Origin of the sequence: Acinetobacter soli (genome assembly GCF_000760595.1) — a bacterium.
In the GTDB taxonomy this organism is placed as follows: Bacteria; Pseudomonadota; Gammaproteobacteria; order Pseudomonadales; family Moraxellaceae; genus Acinetobacter; species Acinetobacter soli.
Window position 1 is genome coordinate 17,337 of sequence record NZ_BBNM01000005.1, and the last position, 16,431, is coordinate 33,767.

Here is a 16,431-nt window from a genome sequence, read left to right on the forward strand (position 1 = left end):
GTTTTCGCTTTTACCATTTGGCATAATGCTGTTCGAGCAAACCAAACTCCTGCTCGAACTCAAGACGGTCTTGACCTTCTATGTCGATAGTGCCACTGATTCTGGCTTGCCACTGACTAAAACGGCTGCCTACCATTCGTAGATTCAGATTTTCATAGCGTCGCCAGCCTGTGGTGACCTTCAAGTTGAGTTTGCGATCAAGAGAATGTATCTGCCAGTGATGTGCATCCAGTTGTTCAAATAAAACATCTGCTACAGGATAAAGTACACCGTTGACCCAGATACAGTTTTCGTTACCAAAACTTTCATTTACGCCCGATGCCAGATTAATTCCAATTTTTTGATCTTGTGAATGCCAGAAATTACAAGATAACCAGAACCATGCTGTCTCTGGACGCAAGAATCCGCAGGTATCATCAAGTGATGCCATGCTCTTCTGATCAAATTCAATTAATTGTCCCTGTTTATTGGTAAAACATCCTTCAACCGTCAGTGCAGTTTTTTTATGCGTATAGGTCCAGCCGTTGATCCCATTGGGAGAACACAAACTCAAAGCTTGGGTGCCTGCACAAAAAATACGTGCACTGAGAAGAATTTCACCATAGCGGGTGACACGGATATAACGAACGCCATTTGCATGCTGCATATCTAGCTCAAATGCTGATGCATAAAAAAAGCTATGGTTAAACAGCGGTTGCTCATCGACTTGTGTTTTACGGGCAAAGGGTTGTAGCGCGTTCCATTCAAGCACTTCTTGGGTGGCATGATTATACAAATAAAAAAAACCGTGTCCGGCCCAACCAATGTCTGCAATCGCGACACCTAAGGTATAGTGCTGATGCTGAATACTACAAAACTTAAACTTTTTATATTTTATTTTTTTACGCCATCCCCGCTCTACCTTGCCATAAGGTGATTTATAGATGTAGCGTTCGGTACTAATAGCAGACGGTTGCTGGGAAAAACGTCCAAATCGCGGCTGACCGTTGTCCTGAATTAAATCCATGTATTCGGCTCCATGACGAAGCACACTCCTTTCAAATCGCTGATTTATTCTTGGGCTTATCAATATATGATTTATTATTACAACTTTAGTCTAAGAGAACTCACTCTAAAATTAAATAAGTATTTTCCCAAACGGTCGAAATAAACGTGCCCTCACTCAAATGCAGATATCGCCCAGCCACGTGGTCGACTGGAATACAATCATCGATATCCAAAATACGATCGGTGTGGCCTTTTTGCCAAAATGTCGGCAGTAAAGTCTTGGCTTGCTGTTTGGCTTCTGAAGCGCTCTGTGCCACCACAAATTTATAACGATGAAGCTCACCAAATTCATCTGGACAATAACCGCCTAAATTGATTAAAAAAAGTTTGAGATCGTCGTGACGCGGCTGATGCTGTGCAAATTCAATTTTGTAACTATGCGCATGTTGTTTCACGCCATTTAATTTTGCCCACGCGTCGATATGCAGGCCTTTTTGCTCACCAAACCATGCAGCCTTTAACTGCGGATAAATATCTTTAAGATCATCGCCGATTGCAAATACGACATCATGCACTTCGGTATTTGCACGCGCATGGCGTCCGCCGAGCATCACCATATATAAACTGGGCATCATTTTTCCTCTCAAAAAAAATGGGCCACCTCAGTCGCCCATTTTGATTTTATAACCGGGGGATCATTACATTTCGACCATCTCGACCCCATCAATGCGCGCAACCGTCATCAGGTCTTTGTCACCACGACCTGAAAGATTGGCGATAATGATCTGGTCTTTATCCATAGTTGGTGCCAGCTTGGTGACGTATGCCATTGCATGTGCACTTTCAATTGCCGGAATAATCCCTTCAATACGGGTCAGATCACGGAAGCCTTGTAAGGCTTCATCATCATCGATTGGAACATATTGCACACGCTGCATGTCTTTTAAGAAGCTATGCTCAGGACCAACGCCCGGATAATCCAAGCCTGCCGAGATACTGTGTGTCTCGATGATTTGACCCTGTGAGTCACTCATCAAATAGGTACGGTTACCATGCAATACACCGACATGCCCTGCATTGAGTGGTGCAGAATGCTTACCGGTCTCAATGCCATGCCCTGCTGCTTCAACGCCATACATTTTCACATCTGGATCGTTCAGGAACGGATGGAACAAACCAATCGCGTTAGAACCACCGCCTACACAGGCCACCAGTGCATCCGGTAGGCGTCCGGCTTGCTCTTGAATCTGGCGACGTGCTTCACGTCCAATCACAGACTGGAAATCACGTACTAATTGTGGGTAAGGATGAGGCCCTGCAACTGTACCAATCACGTAATAAGTATCATCTACATTGGTTACCCAGTCACGCATGGCTTCATTCATGGCATCTTTTAGTGTTTTTGAACCGCTTTGCACCGGAACAACAGTTGCTCCCAGCAAACGCATACGGTACACGTTCATGGCTTGACGCTTCACGTCTTCTGCACCCATGAATACCACACACTCAAGACCAAGACGCGCCGCGATGGTTGCCGTTGCAACCCCATGCTGACCCGCACCTGTTTCTGCAATAATTCGCTTCTTACCCGACAATTTGGCCAGTAATGCCTGACCAATCGTGTTGTTCACTTTATGTGAACCTGTATGGTTAAGATCTTCACGTTTTAAATAGATTTGCGCACCACCAAGCTTCTTCGACCATCGCTCAGCATAATAAAGTGGACTCGGGCGGCCTACATAATAGGCAAGATCGCGGTCAAATTCTGCCAGAAACTGTTCATCATTTTTCATACGGCTATAAAGATTTTCTAAATCTTGCAGTGCCGCCATGAGTGTTTCTGATACAAAACGTCCGCCATGAATACCAAAATGCCCACGGGCATCTGGATATTGCGTGTAGTCAATCACGTTATTTTGCTGATCCACATTGGACTCCTTGCATAAATCGTTCGATGAGTTGTTGGTCTTTAATACCTTTTGCGGATTCTACGCCCCCGCTGACATCAACAGCATAAGGCTGTGTGGTGTGGATTGCGTCCGCAATATTGTCGGGCGTTAAACCGCCTGCCAATATCAGTGGAATGTCCAATTTTGGAAATTTTGACCAATCAAATTGATGGCCGGTTCCGCCTTTCAGTTCGGGATGCCATGCATCGAGAAGCATTGCACTTGCACCAGCGGCTTGATAGCGCTGAATTTCCTGAACAATATCAAGTTCAGGTTTGACTTGAATAGCCTTATACCATCGACGCTTGCACTGCTCACCAATGAACTGGCACTGAGCAGGTGTTTCATCACCATGTAGTTGTAATACATCCAAGGCAACAGAATCAAGTACTGATTTAATTTCATTGGCGGTTGCATTGACAAATAGCCCAACCACTTGCACGTAAGCCGGAATCTTTTTGACCAATTCTGCCGCTTGTTCGGCTGTGACATTACGTGGGCTAGGCGGATAAAACACCAATCCGATTGCATCTGCACCTGAATCGACAACTGCTTGGATGTCTTGAGAACGGGTGATACCGCAAATTTTTGCGCGCGTTCGCATATACAAAGGCTCATTAAATTGCCTGACCATAGCCGATCTATCGGTCAGTAAACCACTATTGTAATGCAAATTTTAGACTTTGCATCAAAGTTGAACACGATTGAAGGTATTCAGATTGTTTAATCTTCGCACAAACCTTATACTTTGCTCAATTCGCAATAAGTTAAAGCATTCGCTTTAGGGAAACTGGTGTAAATCCAGTACTGCCCCCGCAACGGTAAAAATGTAAACCATATTTAATAAGCCTTTTGGGCTTACACCACTGCACTTGAGGTGTGGGAAGGTGAATATGCTTGTATCCAAAAGATACACCATTTGAGTCCGGAGACCTGCTTATTGCTTCTATCCACTCAATCATTCACGTGGGGTGAATGTATGGAGCATAAAACATGTCTATTTCATTTCAGCCTACCCGTTTGGTGGGGGCAATCGCAATTGCGATGGGGTTTTCTTCAACAACTGTTTTTGCTGATGATTCAACAGATGCAACTCAACTTGATCCAATTGTAGTGACTGCATCAAAATCTGAAGAAAAAGCCAGTGCAGTGCCTGCGCGAATTACAATTATTCAGCCTCAAATACTTGAACAGTCCCCAATTGCATCACTGCCCGATCTATTGATGACCGAAGCTGCAATTAATATGGTTCAAAGTGGCGGCTATGGACAAAGTGCATCGATTTTTCTGCGTGGTGCAGAATCAGATCAAACTTTGATTTTGAGGGATGGTGTACGTCTAAACTCAAATAGTAGTGGCGCAGCTGCTTTACCATTTATCGATACAACCGACATCAAACAAATTGAAATATTAAAAGGCCCTGCTTCTGTTCTATATGGAACTGATGCTATTGGTGGTGTCGTTCAACTCGTTACAAGAGTACCAACCAAAAGTTCAGTTTTTACCACCAATGAAGTCGGAGAAAACAAAACCTATAAATCATTAGTTGGTGCAGACATAGCAGAAAACGGTTTCTACGCTCAAATCCGTGGCCAACGCCTTGAGACAGATGGTACACCTGTAAAAGAAACAGTAGACGCACCAAATGCTTCATTTGATCAAAAAGGTTTTAGTACTAAATTTGGAGTTGAAAAAGAAAACTTTGCTGCGTCTATTGATTACAGTAAAAATAAAGGAAATAGCGCTTACGACAATTCTGGTAATTTGACAAATCAAGACTTTCAAAATGAGGTAATCAATCTAAAAGGTAAATTTAATTTCACAGATCAAATTGAGTTAAATACACGTCTTTCACAATTTAAAGATGATACTGAACAAAAAGATGCAAACTATCTGGGTACTTACGATTTTGTTCATAGCAAAACTCAAGAAGCAGAAATTTATAATAAATGGAATTTTACCAACAATCAAAATTTAATGATTGGTATTACACATAGAAAAAATGAAGGTGATGTTGTTTCTTTTGGCTCACCTTATAAAGAAGATGTAAATTCAACGGGTTACTTTATCCAGCATCAATACAATCAGTCAGGCTTAAATACTCAAGTAGGTGTTCGTCTTGAAGATAACGAAAAATTTGGCACACATACAGTCGCTCAAGGCGCCATTCGATATCAATTACTACCACTTACAAGTGTTTATGCAAATATTGGCTCTGCCTTTAAAGCGCCAACATTGAATGATTTATATGGTTTTGGGGGTAATCAAGACTTAAAACCAGAAGAGAGCCTTTCCTATGAAATTGGGTTCGATCAACAACTTGCCTATAATATTCGTACAGGATTATCACTTTACACCACAAAAGTAGATAATTTAATTAACTACGGTATTTCTCAGATGGAGAATGTGGATAAGGCGAAGTTTGAAGGTGCTGAAGCATACATAAAATGGCAAGGTGAAAATCTTTATACCAACTTAGGATTCAATTACGTACGTTCGAAAGATGAAAATACTGGCGAAGACTTAAGCAGAAGACCACGTCAAAATATCTCTTTGACCACAGGATGGCAAGATGAAAAGTATGCACTATCGGCAACTGTTGTCGCCAACAGTAAGTATGACAATACAGCATACGACACTGTAAGTGTACCGGGCCATTTACGTATTGATATGCATGGACAATATACAATTAACGAGCACTTGCAGGTGTTTAGTAATATTCAAAATATAGGTGACGTTAAATATCGTACTGCATATAGTAGTGGTAGTTACTATATCAACGGCGGTCGCCTTGCCTCTGTCGGTGTAACACTAAAATACTAATGTAGACTACTATTTAATCAGGATAATGTCTCACGATATTATCCTGATTTTATTTAACCCTCTTACACATCTTTAGGAAATCTTATGGGACATCGTTTAAGTAAAATTTATACCCGCACAGGTGACTCAGGTACAACTGGTCTGGGGGATGGTTCACGTGTCGCAAAAGATGATTTAAGAATTGCTGCACTGGGCGATGTCGATGAACTCAATGCGATTTTGGGCGTTCTGCGTGCACAGATTGAAAGTTCTATGCTTGAAAACAAATCGACATGGAATAAACATTTAAGCTTGATTCAGCACTGGCTCTTTGACTTAGGCGGTGAGGTTTGTATTCCAAACTATAACTTACTGCAACCGCTAAGTATCGAGTTTCTAGAACGTGATATCGATCAAATGAACGAACACTTACCAAACCTTAAAGAGTTTATTTTGCCATCAGGCACTTTAGTTTGCAGTTATGCGCATCAAGCACGTGCGGTATGTCGTCGGGCTGAGCGAAGCCTGATTGCGGTACAGCAACGTGATCAGAATATCCAGAACACTTCCATTCAGTTACTCAACCGTCTTTCAGACTGGCTGTTTGTGGCTTCACGAGCATTGCAACGCGAGGCTGGTGGCAGTGAAGTGCTGTGGCAAAAAAATATTAATGACACCATTTAAGCGCTAAAATAGTTTTTCTGTTCTGAGCGTAGGACATTTATGCGTATTATTGGCCATCGCGGTGCGCGCGGCGAAGCACCGGAAAACACACTGGGTGGATTTGAATATCTCAAACAGCTCGGTGTTCGTGCTGTCGAGTTTGATGTTCGGCAGCTCAAAGATGCTACAACGGTCATCATGCACGATGATTCGTTTTTAAGAACCACTGGTCACGCTATTTCGCTCTACGAGTGTATGCAAAATGATCTGTGTCAATATGATCATCGCCTGAACTGGTCAGTATGGACTCAAGCCGAATATACCCCAACTTTTAGTCAAGCAATGGCCGTTTTAAAAGACTTTGAACACATCGAGGTCGAGATCAAACATGTTGAGGATCTGGCTCAGGCTGAACGATTAACTACTCGGCTGGATATGGAGCTTCAAGACTTTCATGATCAAATTATCATGACCAGTTTTGACGAGAAGGTATTAAAAACGCTCCAAACTCACAAAAGTCGTTTTAAGCGCGGTTTTCTCATCGAAACCGATATAAAAGCTGAAGCTATAGAAAAGGCACTGGCTTTAGGGTGCTGTCATATCGGATGGATGGATCGACTGGCCACACCCGAGATGATTCAACTGTCGCATGATGCTGGGCTTACCATCAGTGTATGGACAGTCAATGATGTTGAACGCGCGAAAGCATTACGGGATTTAGGTATTGAAGGGCTGATTACTGACGTACCTAAATTGATGCTGGCACATCTCGATTAATCTGGGCAGGTGGGCCCTGCCCGTTGGCTTATTTTCGCTGTGCCACAATCAGCACATTTTGTTCTTTATCGAGTAAAAGCAATTCATTGCCCTGACGCTTGAAGCTCACAATGCGCTGTAAAGCATCCATCAAGTTGGCTTCTTGCACCAAAGCTCGGTCACACACCTGATGATCTGCTTTTACATCAAAACTCAGGCGAGATTGACTGAAATTATAAAGATAACGTCCAAAGACCGGATTACAGCCTGTATGTCCATTTACCGTATTCAAGGTTGAATTCAGGCGAATAGCTGGCAATTGGTTAAAGAAGTTGGCACGTTTTTGCTGAATATGCGTAATTTGCCATGTAATATCCTGTACACCATCGGTAGAGCGCGGTGTCTCAGTCGATTTCACCGCATGATTGGCAGTGTGTTTTTTATTGTGTTGTTGTTTTTGTGGAGGGGCTTGTGTGCTCTGACAAGCGCTCAACAGTGAAGCCAAACTTAAAACCGCAGCGATGTGAACGATTTTTATTAACAATTTTTCCTCCTTGTTTTTTGATCGAAATGACCTATGTTTCTTGCGATAAACATACGATAAAATCAATCGATCCTTTGTTGAATTCTGTTACTGTTTCTTTGAATACACTTGTACAATAATGCTAGTGAACATATGTTCGCTCATGCTAATATGCGTAGTACATCGCCAGTAATCAAAAAAATTTCTGGGCCAAGCTGTTTTGTTTTTTAACCTTTGTTACACAAAGGCTTCTAGGAGCGCTGTCGGAGATGAATCCTCCCCTACCTCAAGCCCCAATTAACTGGATTGCCGTTTTTGCCTTAATTTTTTTACCACTCGTTGCAGTCATTGCAATTCCCCTGTATGCCTATCACCATGACTTTAGTGCTGCTGCATGGGTGAGCATGTTTGTATTACTGGGAATCAGCAGTCTGGGCATTACAGCCGGTTACCATCGTCTTTGGGCGCATCGTGCCTATGAAGCCACGTTGCCTTTAAAAATCATTTTGATGATTATGGGCACTTTTGCGGTTCAAAACAGCGTGCTTTATTGGGCGTCGGGCCATCGTACTCATCATCGCCATGTCGATGATGTAGAAAAAGATCCGTACTCGATTAAAAACGGATTCTGGTATGCACACTTGGGCTGGATGTTAAAAAATTATCCTGCAGCTGAACCAAACTTTAAAAATGCACCAGACCTACTCAATGACAAACTGGTGATGTTCCAGCATAAATATTATGTTCCGCTGGTGATTGTGGTTCATGTGGCAATTTTGACACTGGTGGGCTGGGCAGTTGGCGATATGTGGGGCGTGGTTTTACTGGGTGGTTTGGTTCGACTGATCTTGAGCCATCATGTGACTTTCTTCATTAACTCACTGTGTCATATGTGGGGCAAGCGTCCGTATACTGACGAAAACACCGCACGTGATAACTTCTGGTTGGCGATTGCGACTTGGGGTGAAGGCTACCATAACTATCATCACATCTTTCAGTACGACTACCGAAATGGTGTGAAATGGTGGCAGTATGATCCAACAAAATGGCTCATTTGGACCTGCTCAAAACTTGGTTTGGCTAAAAATTTACGTCGTATTCCAAGCTTTAATATTAAAAAAGCTGAACTCGCGATGAAGTTTAAGTACGCCGAGCAGGATTTGGCAATTTATGGCCATGATGTCAATTCCGACTTGGTGCAAATGAAGCAACGTATTGCTCAAGAATACGATGCCTTTACACATACGCTCAATGACTGGGCCAAGTTAAAAGAGCAAGAATTGCATGCCAAAAAGGCAGCGGTGGCAGAAAAAATTCATCAGATGGATCATAAACTCAAAGTTGATTTTCAATTGCTTGAACATCGTTTGAGTCATCATCGTGAATGTCTGGAAACCCTGATGCGTAATGTCAAAAAGCGCAATGCGGTTTCAGAATAAACCAGAATCTTAAAAGCCCCACCGGGGCTTTTTTTAGGTCTGTTGCTCGCGAATTTGGTTCAATCTAAATTTTTGCTATAGTGACCGTTCAACCGATGAGTTCTCACCATTATGCTTTTCAATTCACGCTACCCGACTTTAAACGCTAAATTGTTTCACCAACAATCACCTGTTCCGCTTAAAGGAGCAAAAGCAGGCCATTTCAATGCTGCTCTGGCAGATGAGTTACAGTGGAACGAACAAGATAAAGCAGCATGGGTTGAGATTTGTAGTGGTCAAACTGTATTTGAGCAATGCCCTCCACTTGCGATGGTGTATGCGGGCCATCAATTTGGTCAATGGGCCGGACAATTAGGCGATGGCCGCGGTGTGTTGATTGCTCAAGTGCTAGATCGATCTGGACGTACTATAGACCTACACCTTAAAGGTGCCGGGCTAACGCCTTACTCTCGTATGGGCGACGGACGTGCAGTGCTGCGCTCGGTAATTCGTGAATATTTGGCTGGCCATGCACTCAATGCACTTGGCATTGCATCTAGTAATGCAGTTGGTTTTACAACGTCAACCCAAGGTGTACAACGAGAAACTCTTGAATTGGGTGCCATGTTACTACGCACCTCGGATTGTCATATTCGACTTGGGCATTTTGAATGGATTAATCAATATGCTCCTGAGCTTTTGACAGAATTCACCCAAAAGTGTATTGAATGGCATTATCCTGAAGCACTTGAAGCAGAACATCCTGTTTTGACATTTGCCGAGGGCGTGATTCAAAAAACCGCTAAAATGATCGCGGATTGGCAGTTGGTCGGCTTTGCCCATGGTGTCATGAACACTGATAATTTGAATATTACGGGATCGACTCTGGATTTTGGGCCATTTGGATTTATGGAACGTTTTCGCCCTAATTGGATCAACAACCACTCCGATCATCAAGGCCGTTATGTTTATCAAAATCAGCCGAGTATCGGACACTGGAATTTATGGGTATGGCTTAATAATCTGATTCCATTGGCCAAAGAACAAGATAAAGAAGAATTTAAGCAACAACTGGTCAGCTGCCTTGAGGCTTTTGAACCAGCATTCTTGGCCTACTATACCGAAGGCCTATGTAAGAAAATGGGCTTACCGCAGTTTCATCATGACAGTTTCGATTGTGGCATGGCATTTTTACGCATTTTACAAAGCGAACAACTGGATTACACCCAAAGTTTTCTCAGCCTACAACAGCATGATTACACTGCACTTCGAGATGACTGCCTAGACATCCGGCAGTTTGATGCTTTTCTGCAGCAGTACCATCAGATTCGAGAACATCAAGATATTGCATCGCTTGATCAGACGATGTCTGAAGTGAACCCCGTTTATATTTTACGTAATCACATGGCGCAGCACGCAATTGAACAAGCTGAACGCGGTGACTTTTCAGAAGTAGAGCGTTTATTTACCCTACTTGCCTCACCTTTTACACGCCAACCTGCACTTGAACGAGAGCAGGATCTAGCACCTTTGGCAAGTGATGTTCCTGAAGTGATGGTGAGTTGTTCATCCTAAAATTCACCATTGATATCTGGCGTACAGATAGGCTCCCATACGATGCGCACGATTGGTATTTAAATTATCTGTTAGATATTTAAATCCAATATTTTCATGTTCAAAAGAGAGTCCATAGGCGCGAGACTGTGGCTCATAATGAATCCCTAGTTCACCGAGTGTGAATTGATGAAATACATTGAGTTGATAGAGCGTCAGGTATTCATTCGATAGCGTAGAAATCCCCGCTTTCCATAATGAAGAGGCTGGCGCGTAATTGATTGATGATGTGATTTTATAAGGTAAACGCTGGTTATAGCGTTTATGCACACCGAGTTTACCTTGAATATCAAATCTTGGTCGTTGATCTTGATCGTACTTGAGTTCGTATTGAGTGTAGGGTGCATTTTTCCAGTACAGGTAACTGAAGATATCTTCTGCATGCAGGCGGATATCAACTCGATCGAATAATCGTCCTGCTAATCCAACATCCAAAGCATAACCATAACCACGATTTGCTCGGGCATCCCAGCCCATATTCTCCTCTTTCAGCGCTGGCTTGTCATAACTATAGTTTAGTGAAGCATTCAGCCAGTCTACTCGCTCTAGAAGCTCTTGCATCTGAGTGGTTTGACCTGCTCCCTGAAAATTTCCATCTACATAATGACGACCAATCAAGGCCGTTAATCCTGTTGTAAGAGTCAAATTGTCCTGTAAAGACCAGTCGTAGGCAAATCTTGCCCCTACTGCATCCACATGTGCTGCATTTAGTTTTAAGTAATAGCGCTGGTCTGCATCAATCGGTTGATCATTTTCAATCTGATAGTAGAGTTTGGCCAAATCATGACTAAAGTTTAAAACATAATCGTAGCGCCATACCCAGGCATAGTTCCAGTTGCCTTGTTGTAGGCCCAATTGCATTTTGCCATGAGCAAATGCATTGTTTCCAGATCTCAATTTTGGATCTTGCCAATCATCTAAAAAGGATTGAATTGCAATTGGTTGGCTATAGAGATCGGCATTTACACGATATTCAATTTGCTCTGCTTGAGCAAAAATAGAACTTGATACAAACACAAAGCTTAAAAAATAAATTTTCATGATAAACCAAACAAAAGAGCAGCTTCATAAGCTGCCCTTGTTGTAAATGTTAAGGTGCAATCGTGATAATGGTGTTATCGGTAAATCTCGCGTTATACAATGATCCCGATACTTTGGATAAATCGCCATAACTCGTGCTACCGACCATGATCTTTGTTGAAACAAAGTTATCCAAATCTGGAATTGAAACATAAGCGCCATTTTTATGTTTCACTGTTGCAGCAACTGTTGGTTTGTCTTGATCAAGATTTGAAGAAACGAATTGAATATTGAGCGCATTGCCATCTACATCAATATCCGCTGTTGCATTGCCCACTTTAAATTCATTTCTTAAGCCATTTACCTTTAAGCTAAATGGTGTCTGCTTGTTTTTGGCTTTTAAATTTCCTGTCAAAACGATATTTAGAGAAATATTTAAGAAATTATTGATTGATTCCTTGTTGCCTGTAATATCAATCGGTTTGTTCAAGTCATTGTTTAACTTAGCGCTGGCTTGAATACTAATGTTATCCTGATCTTTGACAGTTGCCACGCCATCTAGTTTGAGTTCATACGGGATCAATCGAACAAAACTGTTTCCGTTATCGACCATGGTCACGGCTTTTGCCTGTCCTGACAGCTCTTTAAATGTGCCTACAAAGCTTTCGTCGGTAGTGAGCTCAATATTTTTAAGCGTTGTCGTTACCGAAGTCGCCATTTCATTTTCGGTACGCTCATCGAAGATTTTGGCATCGGCGTAAAGAATCGAAACTGAAGAATTATCTTTAAATTTAACTGTCGCTTTCTTTTTATTGGCATTGACGGTTTCAAGTTCACTGTTTGCAAAAATACTATACACGTGCGTTGATTCTGCCGTTACTACTGATGGCTGTGATAGGTTTAACTGCTTAACCTGTAAGGTGGTTTTATCTGCATACAATGAGATTGGGTTTTGACCAGACACAAACTTGAAACCCGCCCATCGTTCGAAATCGGTTGATCCAGATACTTTTGCGGTCAATCCATTTACTTCAATTTTGAGTGCATTATTGGTCAATTTGAAATCTGGCGCATACAATTCGGATGCTGCATAAAGCCGATCTATATCTTGTGCTGAGTACGTTTTGGTTGAACCTTTTGCATCTTGAAGCGCCAACTCAGACAGTGTCAGCAACAAATTGGTACTATCTTCAATGTCCGGACTAATTTCGGCGACTGCATCGATAGACGGTTGATAGGTCTTTTGAATCTCATCAAAACTATCGTAATACGACACAATTGTATTTGTGGTCTGAATGAGTTGTTTTGCTTTGTCTAAGTCACTCATCGTATTAGAAGAACCACTTCCAGTATTGGATGAGCCAGAGTTACTTGATGAGTCTCCCCCACCACCACCGCAAGCAACAAGTAAAGAAGCGAGTGCGATCACCAAGACTGTTTTCTTGAATATCATTTTTTATCCTTTTTTATAATTACACAAAAAAACAAAATCTACATAAAGACCTCAATTTTTACAACACCCCAAACAGACTATTCTGTATATTAAAAATTAAGCTTCTAATTTTTATGAAATTTATTATTTTCATATCATTCACTTTTAAAGATAACAAAGTATATGTGCTTCGTTTAAGTGATTGCACTTATCCCCATTTTCTGTGGATAACACTGTGATTATCCACAGGATAAGTAACTTTACATGCAAGTTGATAGAGCTTAATTTTTTACTAATTAATTTTTTTCTTATCCAACAATTTTCAGGATGAAAAATGAACACTGAAGAAATGAAAAGCTATGCGCTCAGTGTGGCGCTTAGCCTTCCACAGACGAATTTAAGTCAGCCATTTTCAGCCGATTCAGATGTGGTCAAAGTTTTTGATAAAATTTTTATGATTGCAGGGCATGCACACGGCCAAGGTTGTATTACTTTAAAAGTAGATCCCGTTCAAGGCGAAATGCTCAAAGATACCTATAGCTGTATTCAAGGTGGCTATTACATGAATAAACGCCACTGGATTTCGATTTATGCAGGCTCTGAAATAAGTGCAGATCTCATTTATGATTTAATTCAAGATTCTTACTTATTGGTAGCAAAAACGCTAAATCGAGTTCAAAAAAATCAGTTAAATTGGACTGACAACTAAAGTAACTCCGTATCGACATGCGAGATGATCTTAAAAATAAAAAACGCACCGTTTAAACAATGCGTTAGTCTCAAATTAGATGTATTTATCCATTAGTCTTCAGGATATTCAAAACGATACCCAACCCCATATACCGCTTGCACCCATTCATGGCGATTACCTGTGTCTGCGGCTTCACTGATCTTACGGCGTAAATTTTTAATATGGCTATCGATCACACGGTCTGCCACATCAAAACTATCTGGATTGATATGATCTAGCAGTTGCGCCCGTGAATACACCTGCCCCAAATGCTCCAAAAATAGCTCGAGTAAGCGAAACTCGGTTGGAGTCAGGTTTAAGGCTTTTTGCTTGTACCAGATTCGTTGCTGTGCCTTATCAATACGAAACATATCGTTTTGTTCAGGTTCGGCTTTACGGTCCAGACGACGTAAGACTGCCTGAACACGTGCTACCAGTTCTTTGGGGCTAAATGGTTTGCAGACATAGTCATCCGCGCCCATATTAAGGCCCAATACTCGATCAATTTCCTCTGTACGCGCGGTCACCATAATAATCGGTAAATCTGACTGTTCACGCACTTTACGGCAAATGGTCAAACCGTCCATACGCGGCACCATCAAATCCAGAATCATCAGATTGGGTTTACGCTGCACAAAGCTCTCATACGCCTCTTGGCCATCATGAAACATACTGACTTCAAACCCAGACGCCTCTAAATAATCACGAACCAGATGAGCTAATTCCACTTCATCTTCAACTAACATCACATGTTTCATGGATCAAATTTCCTTAATCTTTGATTGTGTTTTTGGAAAAGTCAGAATGCAACGCAGACCACCCAAAGGCGAATGATCAAAACGTAATTGGCCACCCAGCGCTTGTGCCAGCTTCGACGACAACGCCAAGCCGAGTCCAGTACCACCCGTACTACGTGTACGCGAATCATCAACACGATAAAAACGTTCACCCAAGCGCGCCAGCTGTTCGTCGCTCAGCCCAAGCGGACTGTCATCGACAATTAAAGTCCACTCCGATTCATTTTGTTCAGTATGAATCTTGATCTGCCCGCCAGCTTGCGTATAACGCACACTGTTACTCAATAAGTTCACCACAATTTGTTTGAAGCGATCTATATCTAATTGTAACGTAGTGCCTTCTCCTGCAATCGAAATTTGAAGTTCGGCCTGCTCAAACTTTGGCTTGAAGTGCTCAACTTCCTGTACCAAGACCTCCCACGGATTGACCTCGGCCATATAACATTTCAATTGCTGGGCATCGGCTTGCGCCAAATCGGCCAGATCTTGGGTCAGTTTTTTCAAGCTACTGACCTGACTCATCATGGCGGTCAAATGCTGCGGTGTGGCTTTACGGATGCCGTCCTGCATCGCTTCAATTTGTGCCTGTAAAACGCTTAGCGGAGTTTTTAGCTCATGCGACGTATCGGCCACCCATTGACGTCGAGACTCTTCATGCTGATACAGAATTTTAGCCAATTGATTTAATTGGGTTGCCAGATCACCCAACTCATCATTACGTTTAATTTCAACCTGATGCTTATAATTTCCACGGGTTAATTCACGTGTGGCATTGAGCAGACGTTGAATCGGTTTTTTAAAATAAGTCGCCAATAAAAGCGCTGCAATTAAACTGGTCAAGACCGACAAAGCATAAATCAGCAATAAAAAGCGCTTTTGATTGCTAAAGAAATTAATACTTAAGGCATCGTCTTCATCGAGTACCGGTTTCAGGCCCAAATACCCCACAATCTGGTCTTTGACAATAATCGGCCGATAGGAAATCTGCTCATTGGCACTTTCTCCCACCACAAACTGATGCTTGGCATCGTATAACGATAACCGCGAACTCAATCCCAAGCGGTCTGGCATGGCAATAAAACGCTTTTTACCGTCGTGATGCATCATGTTGGCCATTTCGGAACCACGCGGTGGTGCTTTTTTCTTTTTGCCATCATCTGGACGGAAAAAATTCTGATTCGAACTGAGTGGAAATTTCAGACCTTCAAAAGGCTGATACTCAGAAGGCAAATTATCTTTTAAAAACTGCCGTTCTTGCTCGTCCAGTACGGGTCTATTTTTAAGACGGTTTTCGTTGGTCAGATCGGGCGAGAGCATAATCATGTTTTGCTCATTGAAAAAACGCTGCTGCAACGCAATATCGTACTGACGGCGTAACCACCAGCGTGACAGACGATCATAGTCATCTGGCGCGGCCTGTCCTTCAATTTGTAAAATCTGCGCCTGAATGGCATTGCCCCAATCGCCATACGTGGTATACACATTGGCCAAATTGGTGATCAAATGATCCAGCTTTTGCATTTCGACATCGGCCACATATTTGGCAAAATTTTTCTGCATGGTCCAGTGCAAAACACTCAGACTCACTGTGGTAATCAGTAAGGTGGTGAGCAGTACGGTTAGAAACAACCGAAGCGCAATGGGAACGCGGCGTATTTTCAAAAGCGAGCTCTCATGATTCGTTTATCTTTTCTATTGTAATCAACACTCAGGCAAAAAAGTCTCCATTGTTCCTTCATG

At 42.2% G+C, this 16,431-nt stretch carries 15 protein-coding genes and 1 riboswitch; of the genes, 6 read left to right on the plus strand and 9 right to left on the minus strand.

Features of this window, described 5'->3' with window-relative positions; translation table 11 throughout:
• Positions 1-10: 10 nt before the first annotated feature.
• From Aso01_RS07410 to Aso01_RS07425, 4 genes are all read right to left on the minus strand, one after another.
• On the minus strand, positions 11-1,006 hold the full coding sequence (locus Aso01_RS07410) for a DUF2804 domain-containing protein (RefSeq protein ID WP_004933119.1): 996 nt from the start codon (positions 1,004-1,006) through the stop codon (positions 11-13).
• A 100-nt stretch (positions 1,007-1,106) separates the two neighbouring features.
• Positions 1,107-1,619, minus strand: coding sequence for a DUF1543 domain-containing protein (locus Aso01_RS07415; RefSeq protein ID WP_004933116.1), 513 nt, complete (start codon positions 1,617-1,619; stop codon positions 1,107-1,109).
• Between the two features lie 66 nt (positions 1,620-1,685).
• Positions 1,686-2,915 carry a tryptophan synthase subunit beta gene (gene trpB / locus Aso01_RS07420; protein ID WP_004933113.1) on the minus strand — a complete coding sequence of 410 codons (1,230 nt, stop codon included), beginning with the start codon at positions 2,913-2,915 and terminating at the stop codon, positions 1,686-1,688.
• Positions 2,899-3,540 (minus strand): phosphoribosylanthranilate isomerase, encoded by a 642-nt coding sequence (locus Aso01_RS07425; protein ID WP_004933111.1) that lies wholly within the window; start codon positions 3,538-3,540, stop codon positions 2,899-2,901. The genes trpB and Aso01_RS07425 overlap by 17 nt, the downstream gene beginning before the upstream one ends.
• A gap of 143 nt (positions 3,541-3,683) precedes the next feature.
• Positions 3,684-3,891: riboswitch (cobalamin riboswitch) on the plus strand.
• Positions 3,892-3,929: 38 nt separating this feature from the next.
• On the opposite strand from Aso01_RS07425, the gene Aso01_RS07430 reads away from it, so the two are divergent.
• The 3 genes from Aso01_RS07430 (at position 3,930) to Aso01_RS07440 (ending at position 7,178) form a co-directional block, all read left to right on the plus strand.
• Entirely contained in the window at positions 3,930-5,759 is a 1,830-nt protein-coding gene (locus Aso01_RS07430; RefSeq protein ID WP_004933108.1) for a TonB-dependent receptor plug domain-containing protein, read from the plus strand.
• An 84-nt stretch (positions 5,760-5,843) separates the two neighbouring features.
• The gene (locus tag Aso01_RS07435; protein ID WP_004933105.1) at positions 5,844-6,422 is read left to right on the plus strand and encodes a cob(I)yrinic acid a,c-diamide adenosyltransferase; all 579 of its coding nucleotides are present in this window, start codon (positions 5,844-5,846) and stop codon (positions 6,420-6,422) included.
• Positions 6,423-6,461: 39 nt separating this feature from the next.
• Positions 6,462-7,178, plus strand: a complete 717-nt coding sequence (locus Aso01_RS07440; protein WP_004933102.1) for a glycerophosphodiester phosphodiesterase — start codon at positions 6,462-6,464, stop codon at positions 7,176-7,178.
• Positions 7,179-7,206: 28 nt separating this feature from the next.
• Here Aso01_RS07440 and Aso01_RS07445 read toward each other — a convergent pair whose 3' ends face one another.
• Positions 7,207-7,701 (minus strand): META domain-containing protein, encoded by a 495-nt coding sequence (locus tag Aso01_RS07445; protein WP_004933099.1) that lies wholly within the window; start codon positions 7,699-7,701, stop codon positions 7,207-7,209.
• A 248-nt stretch (positions 7,702-7,949) separates the two neighbouring features.
• Here Aso01_RS07445 and Aso01_RS07450 point away from each other — a divergent pair, with 248 nt between their 5' ends.
• Entirely contained in the window at positions 7,950-9,119 is a 1,170-nt protein-coding gene (locus Aso01_RS07450; RefSeq protein ID WP_004933097.1) for an acyl-CoA desaturase, read from the plus strand.
• Positions 9,120-9,230: 111 nt separating this feature from the next.
• Positions 9,231-10,673, plus strand: coding sequence for a protein adenylyltransferase SelO (locus Aso01_RS07455; RefSeq protein WP_004933095.1), 1,443 nt, complete (start codon positions 9,231-9,233; stop codon positions 10,671-10,673).
• A gap of 3 nt (positions 10,674-10,676) precedes the next feature.
• On the opposite strand, the gene Aso01_RS07460 is transcribed toward Aso01_RS07455, so the two are convergent.
• Entirely contained in the window at positions 10,677-11,753 is a 1,077-nt protein-coding gene (locus Aso01_RS07460) for a hypothetical protein (RefSeq protein ID WP_004933092.1), read from the minus strand.
• 49 nt (positions 11,754-11,802) lie between these two features.
• Positions 11,803-13,185, minus strand: coding sequence for a hypothetical protein (locus tag Aso01_RS07465; protein WP_004933087.1), 1,383 nt, complete (start codon positions 13,183-13,185; stop codon positions 11,803-11,805).
• Between the two features lie 313 nt (positions 13,186-13,498).
• Here Aso01_RS07465 and Aso01_RS07470 point away from each other — a divergent pair, with 313 nt between their 5' ends.
• Complete coding sequence (locus Aso01_RS07470; RefSeq protein ID WP_004933085.1) at positions 13,499-13,873, plus strand: MmcQ/YjbR family DNA-binding protein; 375 nt, start codon at positions 13,499-13,501, stop codon at positions 13,871-13,873.
• Positions 13,874-13,965: 92 nt separating this feature from the next.
• Here Aso01_RS07470 and Aso01_RS07475 read toward each other — a convergent pair whose 3' ends face one another.
• Together Aso01_RS07475 and baeS are read right to left on the minus strand one after the other, a co-directional pair.
• Complete coding sequence (locus Aso01_RS07475; RefSeq protein WP_004933082.1) at positions 13,966-14,652, minus strand: response regulator; 687 nt, start codon at positions 14,650-14,652, stop codon at positions 13,966-13,968.
• 3 nt (positions 14,653-14,655) lie between these two features.
• On the minus strand, positions 14,656-16,353 hold the full coding sequence (baeS, locus tag Aso01_RS07480) for a sensor histidine kinase efflux regulator BaeS (protein WP_004933079.1): 1,698 nt from the start codon (positions 16,351-16,353) through the stop codon (positions 14,656-14,658).
• Positions 16,354-16,431: the final 78 nt, after the last annotated feature.

Excerpts from the sequence above, each read along its gene's own strand:
- Aso01_RS07410 (WP_004933119.1), bottom strand. The coding sequence starts at position 1,006 with ATGGATTTAATTCAGGACAACGGTCAGCCGCGATTTGGACGTTTTTCC.
- Aso01_RS07415 (WP_004933116.1), bottom strand. The coding sequence starts at position 1,619 with ATGCCCAGTTTATATATGGTGATGCTCGGCGGACGCCATGCGCGTGCA.
- Aso01_RS07425 (WP_004933111.1), bottom strand. The coding sequence starts at position 3,540 with ATGCGAACGCGCGCAAAAATTTGCGGTATCACCCGTTCTCAAGACATC.
- Aso01_RS07430 (WP_004933108.1), top strand. The coding sequence starts at position 3,930 with ATGTCTATTTCATTTCAGCCTACCCGTTTGGTGGGGGCAATCGCAATT.
- Aso01_RS07435 (WP_004933105.1), top strand. The coding sequence starts at position 5,844 with ATGGGACATCGTTTAAGTAAAATTTATACCCGCACAGGTGACTCAGGT.
- Aso01_RS07440 (WP_004933102.1), top strand. The coding sequence starts at position 6,462 with ATGCGTATTATTGGCCATCGCGGTGCGCGCGGCGAAGCACCGGAAAAC.
- Aso01_RS07450 (WP_004933097.1), top strand. The coding sequence starts at position 7,950 with ATGAATCCTCCCCTACCTCAAGCCCCAATTAACTGGATTGCCGTTTTT.
- Aso01_RS07455 (WP_004933095.1), top strand. The coding sequence starts at position 9,231 with ATGCTTTTCAATTCACGCTACCCGACTTTAAACGCTAAATTGTTTCAC.
- Aso01_RS07460 (WP_004933092.1), bottom strand. The coding sequence starts at position 11,753 with ATGAAAATTTATTTTTTAAGCTTTGTGTTTGTATCAAGTTCTATTTTT.
- Aso01_RS07465 (WP_004933087.1), bottom strand. The coding sequence starts at position 13,185 with ATGATATTCAAGAAAACAGTCTTGGTGATCGCACTCGCTTCTTTACTT.
- Aso01_RS07470 (WP_004933085.1), top strand. The coding sequence starts at position 13,499 with ATGAACACTGAAGAAATGAAAAGCTATGCGCTCAGTGTGGCGCTTAGC.
- Aso01_RS07475 (WP_004933082.1), bottom strand. The coding sequence starts at position 14,652 with ATGAAACATGTGATGTTAGTTGAAGATGAAGTGGAATTAGCTCATCTG.